This is a genomic window from Psychroserpens sp. XS_ASV72 (assembly GCF_041224425.1).
In the GTDB taxonomy this organism is placed as follows: domain Bacteria; phylum Bacteroidota; class Bacteroidia; order Flavobacteriales; family Flavobacteriaceae; genus Psychroserpens.
Genome location: NZ_JBGFGL010000075.1, coordinates 248338 through 264044 on the forward strand (window position 1 = coordinate 248338; position 15707 = coordinate 264044).

The 15707-nt window shown below is 35.7% G+C and carries 18 protein-coding genes; 10 read left to right on the top strand and 8 right to left on the bottom strand.

Annotated features, from left to right (window positions below):
- Positions 1 to 202: 202 nt before the first annotated feature.
- The 10 genes from AB9K26_RS06750 (at position 203) to AB9K26_RS06795 (ending at position 9008) form a co-directional block, all read left to right on the top strand.
- Positions 203 to 1129, top strand: coding sequence for an ABC transporter ATP-binding protein (locus AB9K26_RS06750; RefSeq protein WP_369971778.1), 927 nt, complete (start codon positions 203 to 205; stop codon positions 1127 to 1129).
- 1 nt (position 1130) lies between these two features.
- On the top strand, positions 1131 to 2444 hold the full coding sequence (locus tag AB9K26_RS06755; protein WP_369971779.1) for an ABC transporter permease: 1314 nt from the start codon (positions 1131 to 1133) through the stop codon (positions 2442 to 2444).
- Between the two features lies 1 nt (position 2445).
- Positions 2446 to 3276, top strand: a complete 831-nt coding sequence (locus AB9K26_RS06760) for a mechanosensitive ion channel family protein (protein WP_369971780.1) — start codon at positions 2446 to 2448, stop codon at positions 3274 to 3276.
- 48 nt (positions 3277 to 3324) lie between these two features.
- A complete protein-coding gene (locus AB9K26_RS06765; RefSeq protein ID WP_369971781.1) occupies positions 3325 to 4197 on the top strand; it encodes a DUF6268 family outer membrane beta-barrel protein in 873 nt (290 codons plus the stop codon).
- A 2-nt stretch (positions 4198 to 4199) separates the two neighbouring features.
- Positions 4200 to 5363, top strand: a complete 1164-nt coding sequence (locus tag AB9K26_RS06770) for a sigma-54-dependent transcriptional regulator (protein WP_369971782.1) — start codon at positions 4200 to 4202, stop codon at positions 5361 to 5363.
- Positions 5364 to 5372: 9 nt separating this feature from the next.
- Positions 5373 to 6254, top strand: coding sequence for a PPK2 family polyphosphate kinase (locus AB9K26_RS06775; protein ID WP_369971783.1), 882 nt, complete (start codon positions 5373 to 5375; stop codon positions 6252 to 6254).
- A 70-nt stretch (positions 6255 to 6324) separates the two neighbouring features.
- The gene (locus AB9K26_RS06780) at positions 6325 to 7734 is read left to right on the top strand and encodes a M20/M25/M40 family metallo-hydrolase (protein ID WP_369971784.1); all 1410 of its coding nucleotides are present in this window, start codon (positions 6325 to 6327) and stop codon (positions 7732 to 7734) included.
- Position 7735: 1 nt separating this feature from the next.
- On the top strand, positions 7736 to 8062 hold the full coding sequence (locus AB9K26_RS06785; protein ID WP_369971785.1) for a hypothetical protein: 327 nt from the start codon (positions 7736 to 7738) through the stop codon (positions 8060 to 8062).
- A 1-nt stretch (position 8063) separates the two neighbouring features.
- Positions 8064 to 8627, top strand: coding sequence for a hypothetical protein (locus tag AB9K26_RS06790; RefSeq protein ID WP_369971786.1), 564 nt, complete (start codon positions 8064 to 8066; stop codon positions 8625 to 8627).
- A 6-nt stretch (positions 8628 to 8633) separates the two neighbouring features.
- Complete coding sequence (locus AB9K26_RS06795; RefSeq protein ID WP_369971787.1) at positions 8634 to 9008, top strand: VOC family protein; 375 nt, start codon at positions 8634 to 8636, stop codon at positions 9006 to 9008.
- Between the two features lie 5 nt (positions 9009 to 9013).
- Here AB9K26_RS06795 and AB9K26_RS06800 read toward each other — a convergent pair whose 3' ends face one another.
- From AB9K26_RS06800 to AB9K26_RS06835, 8 genes are all read right to left on the bottom strand, one after another.
- A complete protein-coding gene (locus AB9K26_RS06800; protein ID WP_369971788.1) occupies positions 9014 to 9394 on the bottom strand; it encodes a cupin domain-containing protein in 381 nt (126 codons plus the stop codon).
- A gap of 9 nt (positions 9395 to 9403) precedes the next feature.
- The gene (locus tag AB9K26_RS06805; protein WP_369971789.1) at positions 9404 to 10708 is read right to left on the bottom strand and encodes an APC family permease; all 1305 of its coding nucleotides are present in this window, start codon (positions 10706 to 10708) and stop codon (positions 9404 to 9406) included.
- 16 nt (positions 10709 to 10724) lie between these two features.
- Positions 10725 to 12122, bottom strand: a complete 1398-nt coding sequence (locus AB9K26_RS06810) for a short-chain fatty acid transporter (RefSeq protein WP_369971790.1) — start codon at positions 12120 to 12122, stop codon at positions 10725 to 10727.
- A 14-nt stretch (positions 12123 to 12136) separates the two neighbouring features.
- Positions 12137 to 13495, bottom strand: coding sequence for an MFS transporter (locus AB9K26_RS06815; RefSeq protein WP_369971791.1), 1359 nt, complete (start codon positions 13493 to 13495; stop codon positions 12137 to 12139).
- A gap of 3 nt (positions 13496 to 13498) precedes the next feature.
- Complete coding sequence (locus AB9K26_RS06820) at positions 13499 to 13756, bottom strand: hypothetical protein (protein WP_369971792.1); 258 nt, start codon at positions 13754 to 13756, stop codon at positions 13499 to 13501.
- Between the two features lie 148 nt (positions 13757 to 13904).
- A complete protein-coding gene (locus tag AB9K26_RS06825; RefSeq protein WP_369971793.1) occupies positions 13905 to 14417 on the bottom strand; it encodes a nuclear transport factor 2 family protein in 513 nt (170 codons plus the stop codon).
- A 55-nt stretch (positions 14418 to 14472) separates the two neighbouring features.
- Complete coding sequence (locus tag AB9K26_RS06830; RefSeq protein WP_369971794.1) at positions 14473 to 14904, bottom strand: hypothetical protein; 432 nt, start codon at positions 14902 to 14904, stop codon at positions 14473 to 14475.
- 31 nt (positions 14905 to 14935) lie between these two features.
- Positions 14936 to 15670 (bottom strand): hypothetical protein, encoded by a 735-nt coding sequence (locus AB9K26_RS06835; protein ID WP_369971795.1) that lies wholly within the window; start codon positions 15668 to 15670, stop codon positions 14936 to 14938.
- Between the last annotated feature and the right edge of the window lie 37 nt (positions 15671 to 15707).

Sequence of the window (15707 nt, forward strand, 5' to 3'; positions counted from 1 at the left end):
AGTGGTAATTTTTCTTTTTCATAGCAATTTTTTCCCATCCTTAATTTATTTAAGGGTGGGTTTTGTTTTTAATAGTTTTCTATTTCACTTTTGATTGCAGATTATTAGCTTAAATTTCAAAATTTAGTGGTATAAACTAAATTTTCAATTCGATCATTTATATCTTTACAGGTCTAAAGAATTAACCTTACAAATTAAATTTATGGATAACCTGCTGGTCGCTGAATCGTTAACCAAAAGTTTTGGTCAGTTTAAAGCGCTGAACTCGGTATCGGTTTCTGTTCCTAAGGGAAGTATTTTCGGATTATTAGGTCCAAATGGTGCAGGAAAGACAACATTGATACGTATTGTAAACCAAATCACAATGCCTGATTCTGGACATGTTTTTCTAGATGGAGAACCTTTAAAGCCTGAGCATATCCAAAACATTGGCTATCTTCCTGAAGAACGCGGATTATACAAATCGATGAAAGTTGGTGAACAGGCTTTGTATCTCGCACAGTTAAAAGGACTTTCTAAAGAAGATGCCAAAAAGCGATTGAAATATTGGTTTGATAAATTGGATATTGGAGATTGGTGGAATAAAAAGATCCAGGAACTCAGTAAGGGCCAAGCACAAAAAATACAGTTCATTGTCACGGTTTTGCATCAACCTAAACTATTGATTTTTGATGAACCTTTTTCAGGCTTTGATCCTATAAATGCCAATTTGATTAAAGATGAAATCCTTCAGTTAAGAGATGAAGGTGCCACAGTGATTTTTTCAACACATCGCATGGAATCCGTAGAAGAACTGTGTGATCATATCGCTTTGATTCATAAGTCCAATAAGATTTTAGATGGTAAATTAACCGATATTAAACGTGAGTTTAAAACCAATACTTTCGAAGTTGGTTTGCAAACTAATGAAGTTGAGCAAGTAACGCAGGCCATTAAGGAAAAATTCAATGTGTTGCCAGCAACTTTCAAAAACCTCAATGATGATGTAAAACTTAATATCAAGTTGAGTCCTGATGAAACTTCAAATGATTTATTGTCATTTTTAACTTCAAAAGCTGAGGTGCATCATTTTGTGGAAGTTATTCCTAGTGCTAATGATATTTTTATTCAAACTGTAAAAAACAATTAAGATGAACCATTTGCCACTTATTATCAAAAGAGAATATTTAACAAAGGTTAAAAACAAATCGTTCATCATCATGACCTTTGTAAGTCCTTTAATCATGGTAGCTTTGATAGCTTTGGTAGCGTATTTATCCCAGCTTAATAATGATAAGGAACGCCATATTACAGTTCTGGACGACTCTGGGATTTTAGCTGATGTGTTTGAAAATACAGAACATACTACCTATACCGTTTTGCAAAATGTCGATTTGGAATCTGCCAAAAAACTGGTTCAAGAAAAGGAAGAGTATGGTTTACTACATATAGAGCGGACAGATGATATTATTAATGTCTTGCCTCAAGTAAGATTTTATTCTGAAGAATCTCCTTCGCTATCGATCATTTCAGGTTTAGAGCGAAAAATTGAAAAAAAGCTATCAGATACAAAATTGCGCTTCGATGGTGTTGATGTTTCTAAAATTGAAGCTGCCAAAACCAATGTCAATATTGCCCAAGAAACATTTTCGGGTGAGACCACATCAAAAATAGATAGTTACTTAAAATTGGCTTTTGGTGGAGCTGCAGGATACCTTCTATTTATGTTCATTATTATTTATGGAAATATGATCATGCGAAGCATTATTGAAGAGAAAACAAGTAGGATTATTGAGGTAATCATTTCCTCGGTCAAACCAATTCAATTAATGATGGGTAAAATCATTGGAACCTCATTGGCAGGAATTACCCAGTTTGCTATTTGGGTGATTTTAGGAGGTATTCTTGTTACGGTTCTTTCTTCCATATTTGGAATCAATATGGCTGAAATGCAGACGCCTCAGCAAGATATGATGAATCAAGCGATGCAAAATCCTGAAGTCGCAAATGAGATCCAACTTGCCATGCAATCGTTTTTTAATTTACCAATGACGAATTTAATCGTAGCTTTTATCTTGTTTTTTATAGGAGGCTATTTATTGTACAGTTCTTTGTATGCAGCTGTCGGTGCAGCAGTAGATAACGAAACCGATACGCAACAGTTTATGATGCCTATTATCATGCCATTGATTTTGGCAGTTTATGTTGGTGTATTCACAGTAATTGAAGATCCACATGGAACGGTTTCAACAGTATTTTCATTTATACCTTTTACGTCACCTGTGGTAATGTTAATGAGAATTCCTTTTGGAGTACCACTATGGCAACAAGGTTTGTCTTTTTTAATTCTTGTTGGTACTTTTATGTTCACGGTTTGGTTCGCAGCCAAAATTTATCGTGTTGGTATTTTGATGTATGGAAAGAAACCAACCTATAAGGAATTATATAAGTGGATGAAGTATTAGTATGAAAGAGTTGCTTAAATTTTTAAATAAGTCCTATAAACTTACCGAGCATATCTCTGTGAGTATAATGGATATACTCATTTTGATCATAGTTCTGATATTAGTGAGTATTGTATTGGGCGTGCTGAGGAAACTGATAACGCGAAAAATGCCCTATGATGACAAAAAGAAGTTTAAGGTCATTTTTAGTTATGCGAGATGGCTTATTTATGTCATCATTATACTCTTGACCTTTCATGCATTAGGAGTTAATGTTACTGGTATTTTTGCAGCTTCAGCAGCATTGTTAATAGGTGTTGGTTTAGCTCTTCAGACCTTATTTCAAGATATTATTTCGGGAGTTTTTATTCTGATTGACCAATCGGTTCATGTAGGCGATATTATCGAAATTGAAGGGAAAGTCGGTCGCGTTGAAGAAATAAAATTACGCACGACTAGAGCGGTTACTATTGACAATAAAGTGTTGGTGCTTCCTAATCACTTATATCTAGAAAACAGTTTGTATAACTGGACTCAAAATGGAACCCTTACTAGGGAAAGTGTTGAAGTTGGTGTAGCCTATGGAAGTGATGTACAACTGGTGAAGAAGTTATTGTTACAAACAGCGAGTACGCATCCTCAAGTTTTAAGTGAGCCTGAGCCAATCGTTTTGTTTACAGATTTTGGTGATAGTTCTCTTAATTTTAAACTGGTATTTACGATTAATGACAGTTTTAAGGCGGTATTTCCAAAGAGTGATATCAGATTTGAAATTGATCGACTCTTCAGGGAAAATAATGTTACGATTCCATTTCCTCAAAGAGATATTCACATTATTGAAAAGTCTAAGTAACTTATTTCAAAAAGAATCCGTATTTTTTAGCTTTTAAATGTCATTGCGTTGCGTAACTATTCAATTGTAATTTGTTTATTTTTACTTGCTTTCAATGCGTCAGCTCAATTGACAGACTTAGCTAGACTGGAATATTCATTTATTCCGAAGAGTAATTCAGGAGATCAATATACACGCTTACGTGCTTTAGTAAATTATCCTATCAAGATTAAGGACAAGGATTATTTGGTGGTTGGTGCCGAATACAATAGGGTTATTCTGAACCTAGAGGATAGCTATCCGTTTGATCGCACACTTTTAGAAACCATATCGATAATCGATTTAAATATTGGTTACACCTTTAAAACGAATGAGTTTTGGCGCTTCGGAATGAAATTCAATCCTAGATTGGCTTCAACATTGACCAATAAAATCACTTCTGATGATATTTTCTTGAATGGAGGTGTGTATGCCATTAATGATCGTACTGATGATTCCAAAGCCAAAAGACCATATCGATTAATTTTAGGACTTACATATAACACCACAGTTGGTATTCCAATACCACTTCCTTTTGTGAGTTATTATAGAAAGTTAAGTGAAAATTGGTCTTTTAATGTTGGTGTCCCAAAATCTAACTTGAAGTATTTTTTTAATGAAAAGCAAATGATTCAAGCATTTGCGGGATTGGATGGTTATTTTGCACATTTGCAGAGACCTCAAGTGGTGAATGGAAAACAAGTAGACAATATTTCATTATCTATTGTAGTTGGCGGATTGGGTTATGAATATTGCTTTACAAAAAATTTAGTATTATATACCTATACTGGTTATACCTTTAGGTTGAACAATGTATTACGAAATTCAGATCGGGAAGATGTCTTTAAATTAGATGATTTGAATGCGTTTTACTTAAGAACAGGAATAAAATTTAAAATTTAGATATGTCAAAAATTTTAGTAATTGAAGATGAAGCAGCTATCAGAAGGGTTTTGGTTAAAATCCTCACGGAAGAGAGCGATAGCTACCAAGTTGAAGAAGCTGAAGATGGTTTGGTTGGAATCGAAAAAATAAAAAAAGACGATTACGATTTGGTGCTTTGCGATATCAAAATGCCAAAAATGGATGGTGTCGAAGTGCTGGAGGCCGTTAAGAAGATCAAGCCCGAAGTTCCGATGGTCATGATTTCTGGTCATGGCGATTTAGATACAGCAGTCAATACGATGCGTTTAGGCGCCTTCGACTATATTTCAAAACCACCAGATTTAAATCGTTTATTAAATACGGTAAGAATAGCCTTAGACACCAAAACACTGGTTGTTGAGAATAAGATGCTCAAGAAAAAAGTGAGCAAGAAATACGAAATGATTGGTGAAAGCGAAGCGATTTCCCATATTAAAAATATGATCGAAAAAGTTGCTGCTACTGATGCAAGGGTTTTGATTACTGGTCCGAATGGAACAGGAAAGGAATTGGTTGCACACTGGCTCCATCAAAAAAGCGCGCGCTCTAAAGGTCCGATGGTAGAAGTGAATTGTGCGGCTATTCCAGCTGAATTGATAGAGAGTGAACTGTTCGGTCATGTAAAAGGTGCTTTCACCAGTGCTGTGAAAGATCGAGCAGGAAAATTTGAAGCCGCTAATGGAGGTACTATTTTTCTTGATGAAATTGGTGATATGAGTCTTTCAGCACAAGCGAAAGTACTTCGTGCACTCCAAGAGAATAAAATTCAACGTGTTGGTAATGATAAGGATATCAAGGTTGATGTTCGCGTTGTGGCTGCTACAAATAAGAATTTAAAAAAGGAAATTGAAGAAGGTCGATTCCGAGAAGATTTGTACCATAGATTGGCAGTGATTCTCATTGAAGTACCAGCGCTTAACGATAGACGCGAGGATATTCCGTTATTAGTAGAGCATTTTTCAGCAAAAATTGCTGAAGAACAAGGTAATGCACCAAAACAATTTTCAGAAAAAGCCTTAAAATTATTGAAAGAATACGATTGGACTGGTAACATTCGTGAACTGCGAAATGTTGTAGAACGTCTCATCATCCTTGGCGAACAAGAAGTAAGTGAAAACGATGTCAAACTTTTTGCTACTAAATAAAATTCGGTTATGAAGAAAGATGTAAATATTGAAGACTTTAAAATTAAATCAGCAATTAAGCTTAGCGATATTTCGACCACATTAGATTTGGAAGCGAATCATAAGCGAATCGAAAAAGAGTTACGAGCGGTTAGGGAAGACCTTGGTGATTTTCAAAACACCATGTATGCCCATGGAAAATATGCCGTTCTGATTTGTATTCAAGGCATGGATACTGCTGGGAAAGATAGTTTGATACGAGAAGTGTTTAAGGATTTTAATTCACGAGGTGTTGTAGTTCATAGTTTTAAGGTGCCAACCAAACTCGAGTTGCGACATGATTATTTGTGGCGACATTATATTGCCTTGCCAGAACGTGGAAAGTTTTCCATTTTCAATAGAACCCATTATGAAAACGTATTGGTCACGAGAGTACATCCTAATTACATTTTAGGCGAAAACTTGCCTGATGTGACTTCTGTAGAAGATGTTAATGAAGAGTTTTGGGAAAAACGATTTGAGCAAATCAATAATTTTGAAAAGCATATTGCTGAAAACGGAACCATAATTTTCAAATTTTTCCTGCATATTTCTAAAGATGAGCAAAAAAACCGATTGCTTCGCCGACTTCATAAAAAGAATAAAAACTGGAAATTTTCTCCTGGTGATCTAGAAGAGCGCAAACTTTGGAGTCAGTATCAGGAATGTTATGAGGATGCTATCAATAGAACCTCAAAACCGTATGCACCTTGGTATGCCATTCCATCAGATGATAAACCGACCGCTAGGTATTTGGTTGCCAAAATCTTGCACGATACTTTAACGGCTTATAAGGATATTGACGAGCCTGAATTAGATCCAGAGGTCAAGGCCAATATTGATGACTACATCAAACAGCTGGAATCTGAATAGATTTTAAGATTTATTTAAAATGTTCAGGTTTTTTAATACATTATCTTTAAGCTTTACTAAAACACAATTGATGAAACGCATTTTTCTTTTACTCTTTTCTATGACGCTTCTTAATGTTTCAGCACAAACCGATGCTGATAATGTTAAGGCAATTTTTGATAATTCTTTATTGAACGGGATGAGCTATCAGTGGTTAGATCATTTATCGAATCAAATTGGTGGCCGACTTTCAGGTTCACTAAATGCGGAAAGAGCAGTTGCGTATACCAAAGAAGAATTCGAGAAATTAGGTTTGGATAAAGTTTGGTTACAACCTGTTATGGTGCCAAGATGGGTTAGAGGTGCTCCTGAGTATGCTTACATTGAAACCAGTCCAGGGAAAACCACTAGCGTAAATATTTGTGCGCTTGGAGGTTCTGTGGCCACGCCTAATGGTGGTGTAAAAGCGAATCTTATCGAGGTTGAAACTTATAAGGATTTAGAAAAGTTAGGTAGAGAAAAAATAGAAGGAAAGATTGTTTTTATCAATCGACCAATGCAAGCTAATCTGATCCATACGTTTGAAGCTTATGGAGGTTGTTCAAGCGAGCGTTATTCTGGTGCCAAAGAAGCAGCAAAATATGGAGCCGTTGGTGTTATAGTGAGATCTCTTAACTTGAGACTAGATGATTATCCACATACTGGCAGTATGAGTTATGGCGATTTGCCAAACCATTTACGCATTCCTTCCGCAGCAATCAGTACAAACGATGCAGAACTTCTTAGTGGCATGTTGGCTTTAGATAATAACATCAAGTTTTATTTTAGCCAGCATTGTAAGAAATTAGAAGATGTACAATCGTATAATGTTATTGGTGAAATTACTGGTACTGAATTTCCAAACGAAATCATCCTTGTAGGTGGTCACTTGGACTCTTGGGATTTAGGTGATGGTTCGCATGATGATGGAGCAGGTGTGGTGCAATCTATGGATGTTTTACGCTTACTAAAGGAAAGTGGAATAAAACCGAAGCGAACGATTAGAGCTGTTTTATTCATGAATGAGGAAAACGGATTACGAGGTGGAAGAAAATATGCTGAAGAAGCCAAACGAAAAGGTGAAAACCATGTCTTTGCTTTAGAAAGCGATTCTGGCGGATTTACACCTAGAGGATTTAGTTTCGAATGTAATGATGCTATGTTGGCTAAGGTTCAAAGTTGGAGAGATCTTTTCAAACCGTATCTGATTCATTTTTTTGAAAAAGGTTACAGCGGAGCAGATATCGGTCCGTTGAGAAAAAACTATGAAAATATTGTTTTAGCTGGTTTAAGACCTGACTCGCAACGCTACTTTGATCATCATCATGCTGCTAATGACACCTTTGAACATGTTAACAAGCGTGAACTCGAATTGGGTGCTGCCACAATGACGTCCTTGGTGTATTTAATTGATAAATACGGAACAGATACCATAAGCAATACAGCAGAATTGAGAGATTGATATGAACTATCAAGAAACGCTTAAAATTTATGATGAGTTGGTCAGTAAATGTCCAAGATTCGAGCGTAAAGGAAAAACCATGCCTTATACATCAGCTAACGGACATATGTTTTCCCAATTGAATAAAGATGGGGAAATAGGTATTCGCTTTTCAAAGGAGGTACAAGAACAATATCTCAAAGCCTTCCAAACAACACATTTTAAATCTTATGGTGCCACTATGAGAGGTTATGTATTGATTCCTGAAACGATGCTTTCAGATTTGGACATCTTGGCAAAATATCTAAATGAAAGTTATGATTATGTCATGACTTTAGAACCTAAATAAAATGAAATACATCATCACTTTAATCCTAGCATTATCAATGTCAATAGAATCTCAATCACAAGACTTACCATATCGTGAAGTTCCAAAATATCCTGATACTTTTACTGCGGGAACTGTTTCAGCTAGAATGATTGATGGACTCGGATTTCGATTTTATTGGTCCAGTGAAGGTCTTACAGAAAAAGACTTAGACTACAAACCTAATGATGATTCGAGAACGACAGCTGAAACCATAGATCATATTCTGGATTTATCTTATGTGATTGTCAATTCCACTTTAAAGAAAGAGAATTCAAAAGTGGATAGCTCAGGTTTATCCTATGAGGAAAAGCGAGCGCAGGTTTTGAAAAATTTAAAAACGACTGCTGATATTCTCAGATCAAGCGATGATATCTCTCAATACAAGATTGTTTTTGGAGAGCGAGAGTTTCCTTTTTGGAATCAAATCAACGGACCAATTGCTGATGCCTTATGGCATTGCGGACAATTGGCAATAAATCGAAGAAGTTCTGGAAATCCTATCAATCCGAACATAAGTCATTTTACAGGAACCGTTAAGGAATAGTTTATTATGTCAGCTTTTCTTAAACAAATCCATCCTGTATTACCCGTTAAAAATGTAAATGAAGCTATAGATTTCTATGTTACAAAACTCGGATTTAAATTGTTTTTTAAAGATGAAGGCGATGATCCGAAATATGGAGGCGTTACTAGAGATGCTGTTGAAATTCATTTACAATGGCATGACGAAAAGGAATGGGATCTTCACATTGATAGACCCTTGCTGCGTATTTATGTGGAAGAAGTAGATGCGTTGTTCGAGGAATACAAAACCAAAGATGTATTTCACAAAAATACTAGTATTAAAGATACCGCTTGGAGAACGCGAGAATTCGGATTTTACGATTTGTATGGAAACGGACTGGTGTTTTACAAGGATATCTGAATCTATTATTTAGGCTCAATGATTAAAAATACGGCAGTACTATCGCCTATATTCAACACTTCGTGCCATTCAATAAAATCATTATAAAAGCTATAACCTGTCGGTACATCAACTTCTCGAGTTCCTGTTGTATCTGTGATTCTGAATTTGCTTCCAGCTAATGTATAGCCAAAATGTGCGCTGTGAAAATGACGTTCATGGCCGACACCTGGGGCAAATGTACATTTTAGGGTTCGTAACTGGTCATTTTCCTCTAAAACCTCACAAACGGCTTCGTTATTCCATCCAGCTTCGAGTGGATCAGGAAGTTTGGGTTGTTTTTTGCAAGCTACAAAAACCATTAAAAATACTATTAGAACTGTTATTTTGCTGTTGATTTTAATCATAGGACTAATTTATGGATTTGATTTTCGCTTTTTTATAGTAACGATACCTTTAAAAATAACAGAGAGAATCGCTATAAATATTCCAGTGCCAATGAGTTCTTTAGATGATAAATTGGAGAGAAAGTATATAATTATTGCAATTGAGAGTAGAGGGATGATAATACCTCCCGGAATTTTAAACTCACCTGGTTCAGGTGCTATTGTTTTACGAAGTTTGATAACAGCACAGGCGACACCTAAGTACACTAATAAAATAGATGATGTAGCAAGAATGACCAGTTGTTCAAAGCTTCCTGTTGTGGCGAGAAGAAATGTAATTGATGCGTGCGTCATGATCGCAATGTGAGGCGTTGCATATTTTGAATGTATTTTAGAAAGTGCTTTGAAAGGAATTACTTGATCTCTAGATAGGGCATACAAAACTCTTGGTGTGTTTAATAAATCGCCACTTACCACACCAAACATAGAAATAGCAGCACCTATGATTAACAAAATATAGCCTAAAGGTCCCATGACAATACTCGCTGTTTCAGCTAAAGGAGCTGCTTTATGATCTACCAATGCATCTCCCATAACACCTTGACAAATGGTCTGAATTAATATATATAAAATAACAACGGTACCAATACTTATAAAAATAGAACGCGGAATGGTACGTTTGGGATTTTTAATTTCACCACCTACAATCAATCCGGTTTCGCAACCCAAAAAGGCAAAAAACAGAATCAAGGACGATTCACCTAACTGATTGAGGCTCGGCAAGGATTCAATATGTAAATTGTCTAGAGAGACATCTTTCCACCCTATAAATACAAGCAGCAGTAAGGGACTCACCTTTAATATTGTATTCAATTTCACTAAACCAACCCCTTGCTTTAGTCCTTTAATATTGATTAAAGCTAGACTGGAATACATAATAAAAAGAAAACCAAGACGAATCCATTGTGTCTCGAATATAGGGTTGATGGTCGCTAAAATATTAAGAAGTGCAATAGCGACAGCAGCACTGGCAATCATATTGCTTCCAGAGGCAAAAATACCAGCTAGAAACCCAGCATAATCACCAAAGGCAGTTTCTATATAGGTATATGGACCTCCGGAATTATTAACTTTACTTCCTGCTTCAGCAAAACAAAGCACGATTAAAACAATAAGTATACCGCAAAAAATATAAGAGAAAATACTTGCAGAACCCATGATTCCTGTAATAATTGCTGGTAAAGCAAAAATACCAGCGCCAATCATGATATTGACAATATTGGCCGATAAGCCAAATACACCAATTCGTCTTTTTAAACCATCATCATTTATCATATATATTTATGGGTTTTTATAATGGAACATAGGTTACTAACAAAGCTTGAATAATAAAAAAGACAATAAAAGGAATCACTAAATAACCCATCACATCACGCGCCTGTATCTTTAGTCCTGCTCCCATAATTGGAAACACTAATAATAGAAAAAACGGTTGCAGTAAATTAGTGAGACTTTCTCCATAAGCTATTGCTAAGGATGCTCTAGCAATCATTCCTGTAACCTCACTAGCAGGTAAACCGCTGCCTATATCTTGAATGGCATTAATAATACTTGGTCCGACAACTGCAAATTCACCTCCAGCTGAAGGAATAGCAAAATTGACAACACCTCCAGTGAGAAAAGCCAAAAACGGATAGGTTTCAACAGTAGCAACAGATGCCATTATATTTGCTAGTTCTTTACCAAGTCCTGTATGTTGCATAATACCCATGATTCCAGCATAAAAAGGATATTGGTAAATGACACCTGAAATATTACTGCTCGAACGTTTCATGGCAATAACATAGCGCATAGGCGTTTTGTGTAGTATCATTCCAACAATTAGGAAAATGAAAATCATAATGTTGAAATTGAGTTCAAAACCTTTGGTGTAAAAATGATGTATGATATAGGTCATTCCCATACCTATGATAATGGCTTGAAACAAAAACCCATTATTAAGCATATCAGATAAGGCTTTTTTATGGAGATTTAAACTTAAGGCTTCTTCTCGTATTGAAATAGGTTCTTTGGTCTCGGTTCCATCAGACATGTCCTTAAACTCCTTGAAGTTTTTTATTCTAGGAACAATCAGTAAAATGAATACAGGTGTAAATATCACAAACAATCCAATAGTTACAATATTTAAGGTTGAGCCCAATGTATATGTTGTTGGAATGGTTTCTTGAAGGACACCAGATTTAATAAGGTAGTTATCCTTTGTTCCTAATAATAGAGGAATGGAACTTGAGAAACCGCATACCCAAGCACAAAAGGTAAAATATACACAAGCCACTAAAAAAGGGTAATTGATACCTTTAATTCTTATAGCTAATTCTCTAGCTAAAACACAGGTAATAACTATCCAACCAAAACTAATTAAGGATAAGCATACACCAATAAGAACCACAAAAAAATATACCTGACTTGGTGTCTTGATATATTTAGTCAATTTGTCAATGCCTTTGTTGATAATAGGTGATAAGGCAATAGCAAAACCTGTCACGATAATAAGAACGATCTGCATTCCAAATTCCAGAAGTGACCAAAAGCCTTCGTACCAAGAGGTTATAATTTTTAAAGGTTCGGTGTCTAACCAAAACAATGCGGTTAGAGCCGTAACGATTGTGAGTAAAATGGCAAAAACAAAAGCATCTGGCATGAACTTTTGAAATAAAGAGGTGAATTTCTCTCCAAGTTTGGTAAGCATATTTCTGAAGTTGGTTAATCCTTAATTACCTGTGGTGCAATCAAGGTTTGCTTTAAAAGTACAAATTTGTCTACGATTTCCCTGTGCTTTTTAAAATTAATGAATTGTACCATTAATCCCATCAATAATGGTGATGCAGCTATGATTACAAAGATATATTCCCATGTAAAATTTGCTTCCAATGTACCCAGAAGTGCTGAGCCTGCTGCACGTCCCATATTTGAAACGGCCATATAAAGTGTGAATTGAGTTGCTGCAACGGTCTTCCAACACAACTGCATTCCAGAGGCAAAAACAGCAATGCTTAAGAATATGTATAAGATATAATAAACGAGAATGAAACCACAAACAAATACAGTATTAGACCAAAATCCGTTGACTAAGCCAAAAGTTGAAATAATGGTAGTTAGTAAAGCGAGATAAATGGTTAGCATTTTCAGTTTTCCGAAGTAATCTACTAAATAACCACCAATGAGCATTCCTAGTACGCCTGCAATGATATTAATTGCAGAAAATAGTTGTGAAAAATCAGAATTGGTCCAATCCAGTTCCTGGATCGTAAAAATGGGTAAGGCTGTATCCATGAGACCGAACATCATGCCTATGATAAAAGAAGCAGCTATAAAGATTAAGCTCGATCGTAATTTCGTAACGCGATAAAGACTTTGTAAAATTTTTGACCAACTTCTTAACTGATTGGATTTAGATTCTTGATTTACTTCTCCTTTACTCCAAGGCATTCGTTTTTCGCCTGGTCGTTCAGTAAAATAAATTGGAACGATCATAATTAAAGCCACCGAAATAGATAGCAAGGAGATTGCCATTGTAAATCCGAGATTATTAATTAAATAGGTTCCAACAACCAAGGATAATGAAGTGCCTACAATCTTTGTTCCCCACATTAATCCGTTAGCCCTTGCTTGTTCGTTTTCAGGAATCACGTCAACAGCCATGCCATCGGTCGCCACATCTTGAAACGCTCCAAAAAAGCTAATGCAAAACCCGATAGCCATTAAGCCAACATTGTTATTCAATGGGTCTGGCACAAATCCGATACTTAAAAAGCTTAGGATTAAACCTAATTGACCAAAAATCACCCAAGGTCGCTTTCGTCCCATAGCTAATATGGTAAAGCGATCCATCAAAGGAGCTACGATAAGCTTAAAACTCCATGGAATTAATATGATACCCAAAAACGCTGCGATTTCAGTAGCGGGTTTATCGTTCATGGCTAACCAAGCAGGTATGGCAAAAAACAAAATCCCTTCAGGAATACCTTGAGCGATATAAAGTGCTGAAAATGAAAAATATCTTGATAAAGCACTTTCGGTTAGATTTTTTGCAAACTTGAATTTTAAGCTTAACTTTTTCATATTCTATTTGATGTCTGATGGATCAATAAATACTACAAAATCACAGTCTTTAGTAAAATTGCTTAAATCGGTTTTTGAAGACGTGTCCAACTCACAAACATATAGGTTGTCAGAGTTTTTTAGATCCATGAGGTGTTGATAATTTACTTTCTTGGTAATATCTGAAGTAGAGATCTTGACATCGTATTGTTTTTCCAAAAAGGTTGAAATGATATCACTTTCAATATAACCTGAGCCACCTATTATGCCTATTTTTTTCATAGTTTTAAGACTTTAAAAAACAGGCAGCGTGTAATTGACTGGGTTGATTTTCTTACTAATTTTTTAACACTAAACTAAAAATCGTTGTCATTACAGTGATTCTCTCCACAAAATCAATCTGCCTGTTTTGGTTGGTTAAGACACGCATTTATTCTTCGGTGTTTTCTTCTGTTTTGGATTTTTCAGCGGCTTCAATAGCCTGAAGATTAAGAACGACTTCAGTAGGATCCCAATATCCCAATTCTCTAACAATTTTGCCGTCGATAAACTGATAGGTAAGATGTATTGGTATTTCAATGACTTTTCCGTTTCCAGCCATTGTGCCTTTCCAAAGTAACCAGCAGTTTACCCAAGTTTTACCTTCGTCTGTTACTACCATCTCATATTCTGGATCTTCTCCTGTAAAGCCTCTAGTAGAGTAGTTCTTGTCATTAGCCTTATGATAGGCTTCAAGATCTTTTTTAAGTATTGGTGTTTTACTGTTAAAATACGTCTTTGCAGTATCGGCATAAATTGAAAAGTCATATCTTTTTGAATTGTAATTTTCAATATGGGTCTTTACACTTTCAATCTCAGGTGATTGTTGTGTGTAACGTTTCTCTTGCTGTTGGCAAGCGGTGAATAGAACTATTGCAAGTCCTAATAAGATGAGTTTTTTCATTGTTTTAGATTAAACAAGCCTTCAAACGGTAATCCATTAGAAGGCTTGGTGTTGGTTAGTTTTTGTCAAAGTTGTTAATGCCCGAATAAATTTCATCGGTATGCATTATAAAATATTTGTTGAACTTTTTGAAGAAAGCATCTCGAGCTTCGTCAGATTCCCAAGCAGAATCAATAAGTTCTTCCTGTCTGATACTAGCGGCTTCAATATCGTTCCAATTGGCATATTCTGTAATGAATACCAAATCTCTTGAATCATCACCTGATAAGTGTCGCATAGCACGTTCACTAATGATTTTTTCATTTGGCTGTGTTATTTTTTTCTGAAACTCAGCCATTAGCGTATTCAACTCTTCACGAGTACCATCTTCAGGAATATGGATTTTCCAAGTTGTAATGGTAAATACAGTATTGTCTTGGGCTTGAGTGATTGCAGGTGCAAGCAATAGGAATAGGACTAAGGCTAAAGTGATTTTCAATGTTTTCATGATTAATAGTTTTTAATGGTTTAATGATGGTTTATTGTTGCATACTCAACTCTTTTTCTAAAGTGTATGTGTAACTCCAGACATCGTCTAATGACTTATTGAATTTTTTGCGGATATCCATTGTTTTGGTTTTTCCATGAACACTTTCATAAACTTCCCAAACACCAGCCATGTCTTTATCTAAGTCGGCAAAATCCTTAAAAGGAGTTGAGACGAAATAATCTGCGCCTTCGCCACCCATATATCGATACCAGTAACCTCTACGATCACCTTCTTTTTTAGCAATAGTTGAAGATACTTCATCGACCACTTCATTAAATGCCATTTGGTCATTCACCACAAAACTGGTAACCCAAACGATAGTCATATCTCCTAGGTTTGCTTTTTTGCTAATTTTAGGCATTGAGCGTGTCGTATTGTACTCAGTGCTTTCAATATGTGGCATAATAAAGTTCATTGCCACAGGGCGACATGCTCTTGCAGCGGCATCACTGTTATCCATTTCAGCCCAAGTGTTCATTCTTGATGCCAAAACATATACATTGCCTTTGCCTTGTAATCTGTGCCAAACATTCCATGAGTCCTTACCATTATTTTCTTTGTAGCATTTGTTCCACTTTTTAACGCCATCAGTGAAATTGGCATCCTGACCAAACTTTACCGTAAATTCTGTAAGACTTAAAATAAAACTTTCATTCTCTTCTTGAGCATTGGAAGTAAAAGGAAGGATTAATAGAAGTCCGATTAATACTAAAATTGATTTCATAGTTTTCATAATAATTGTATTTAAATGGTTGATTAAT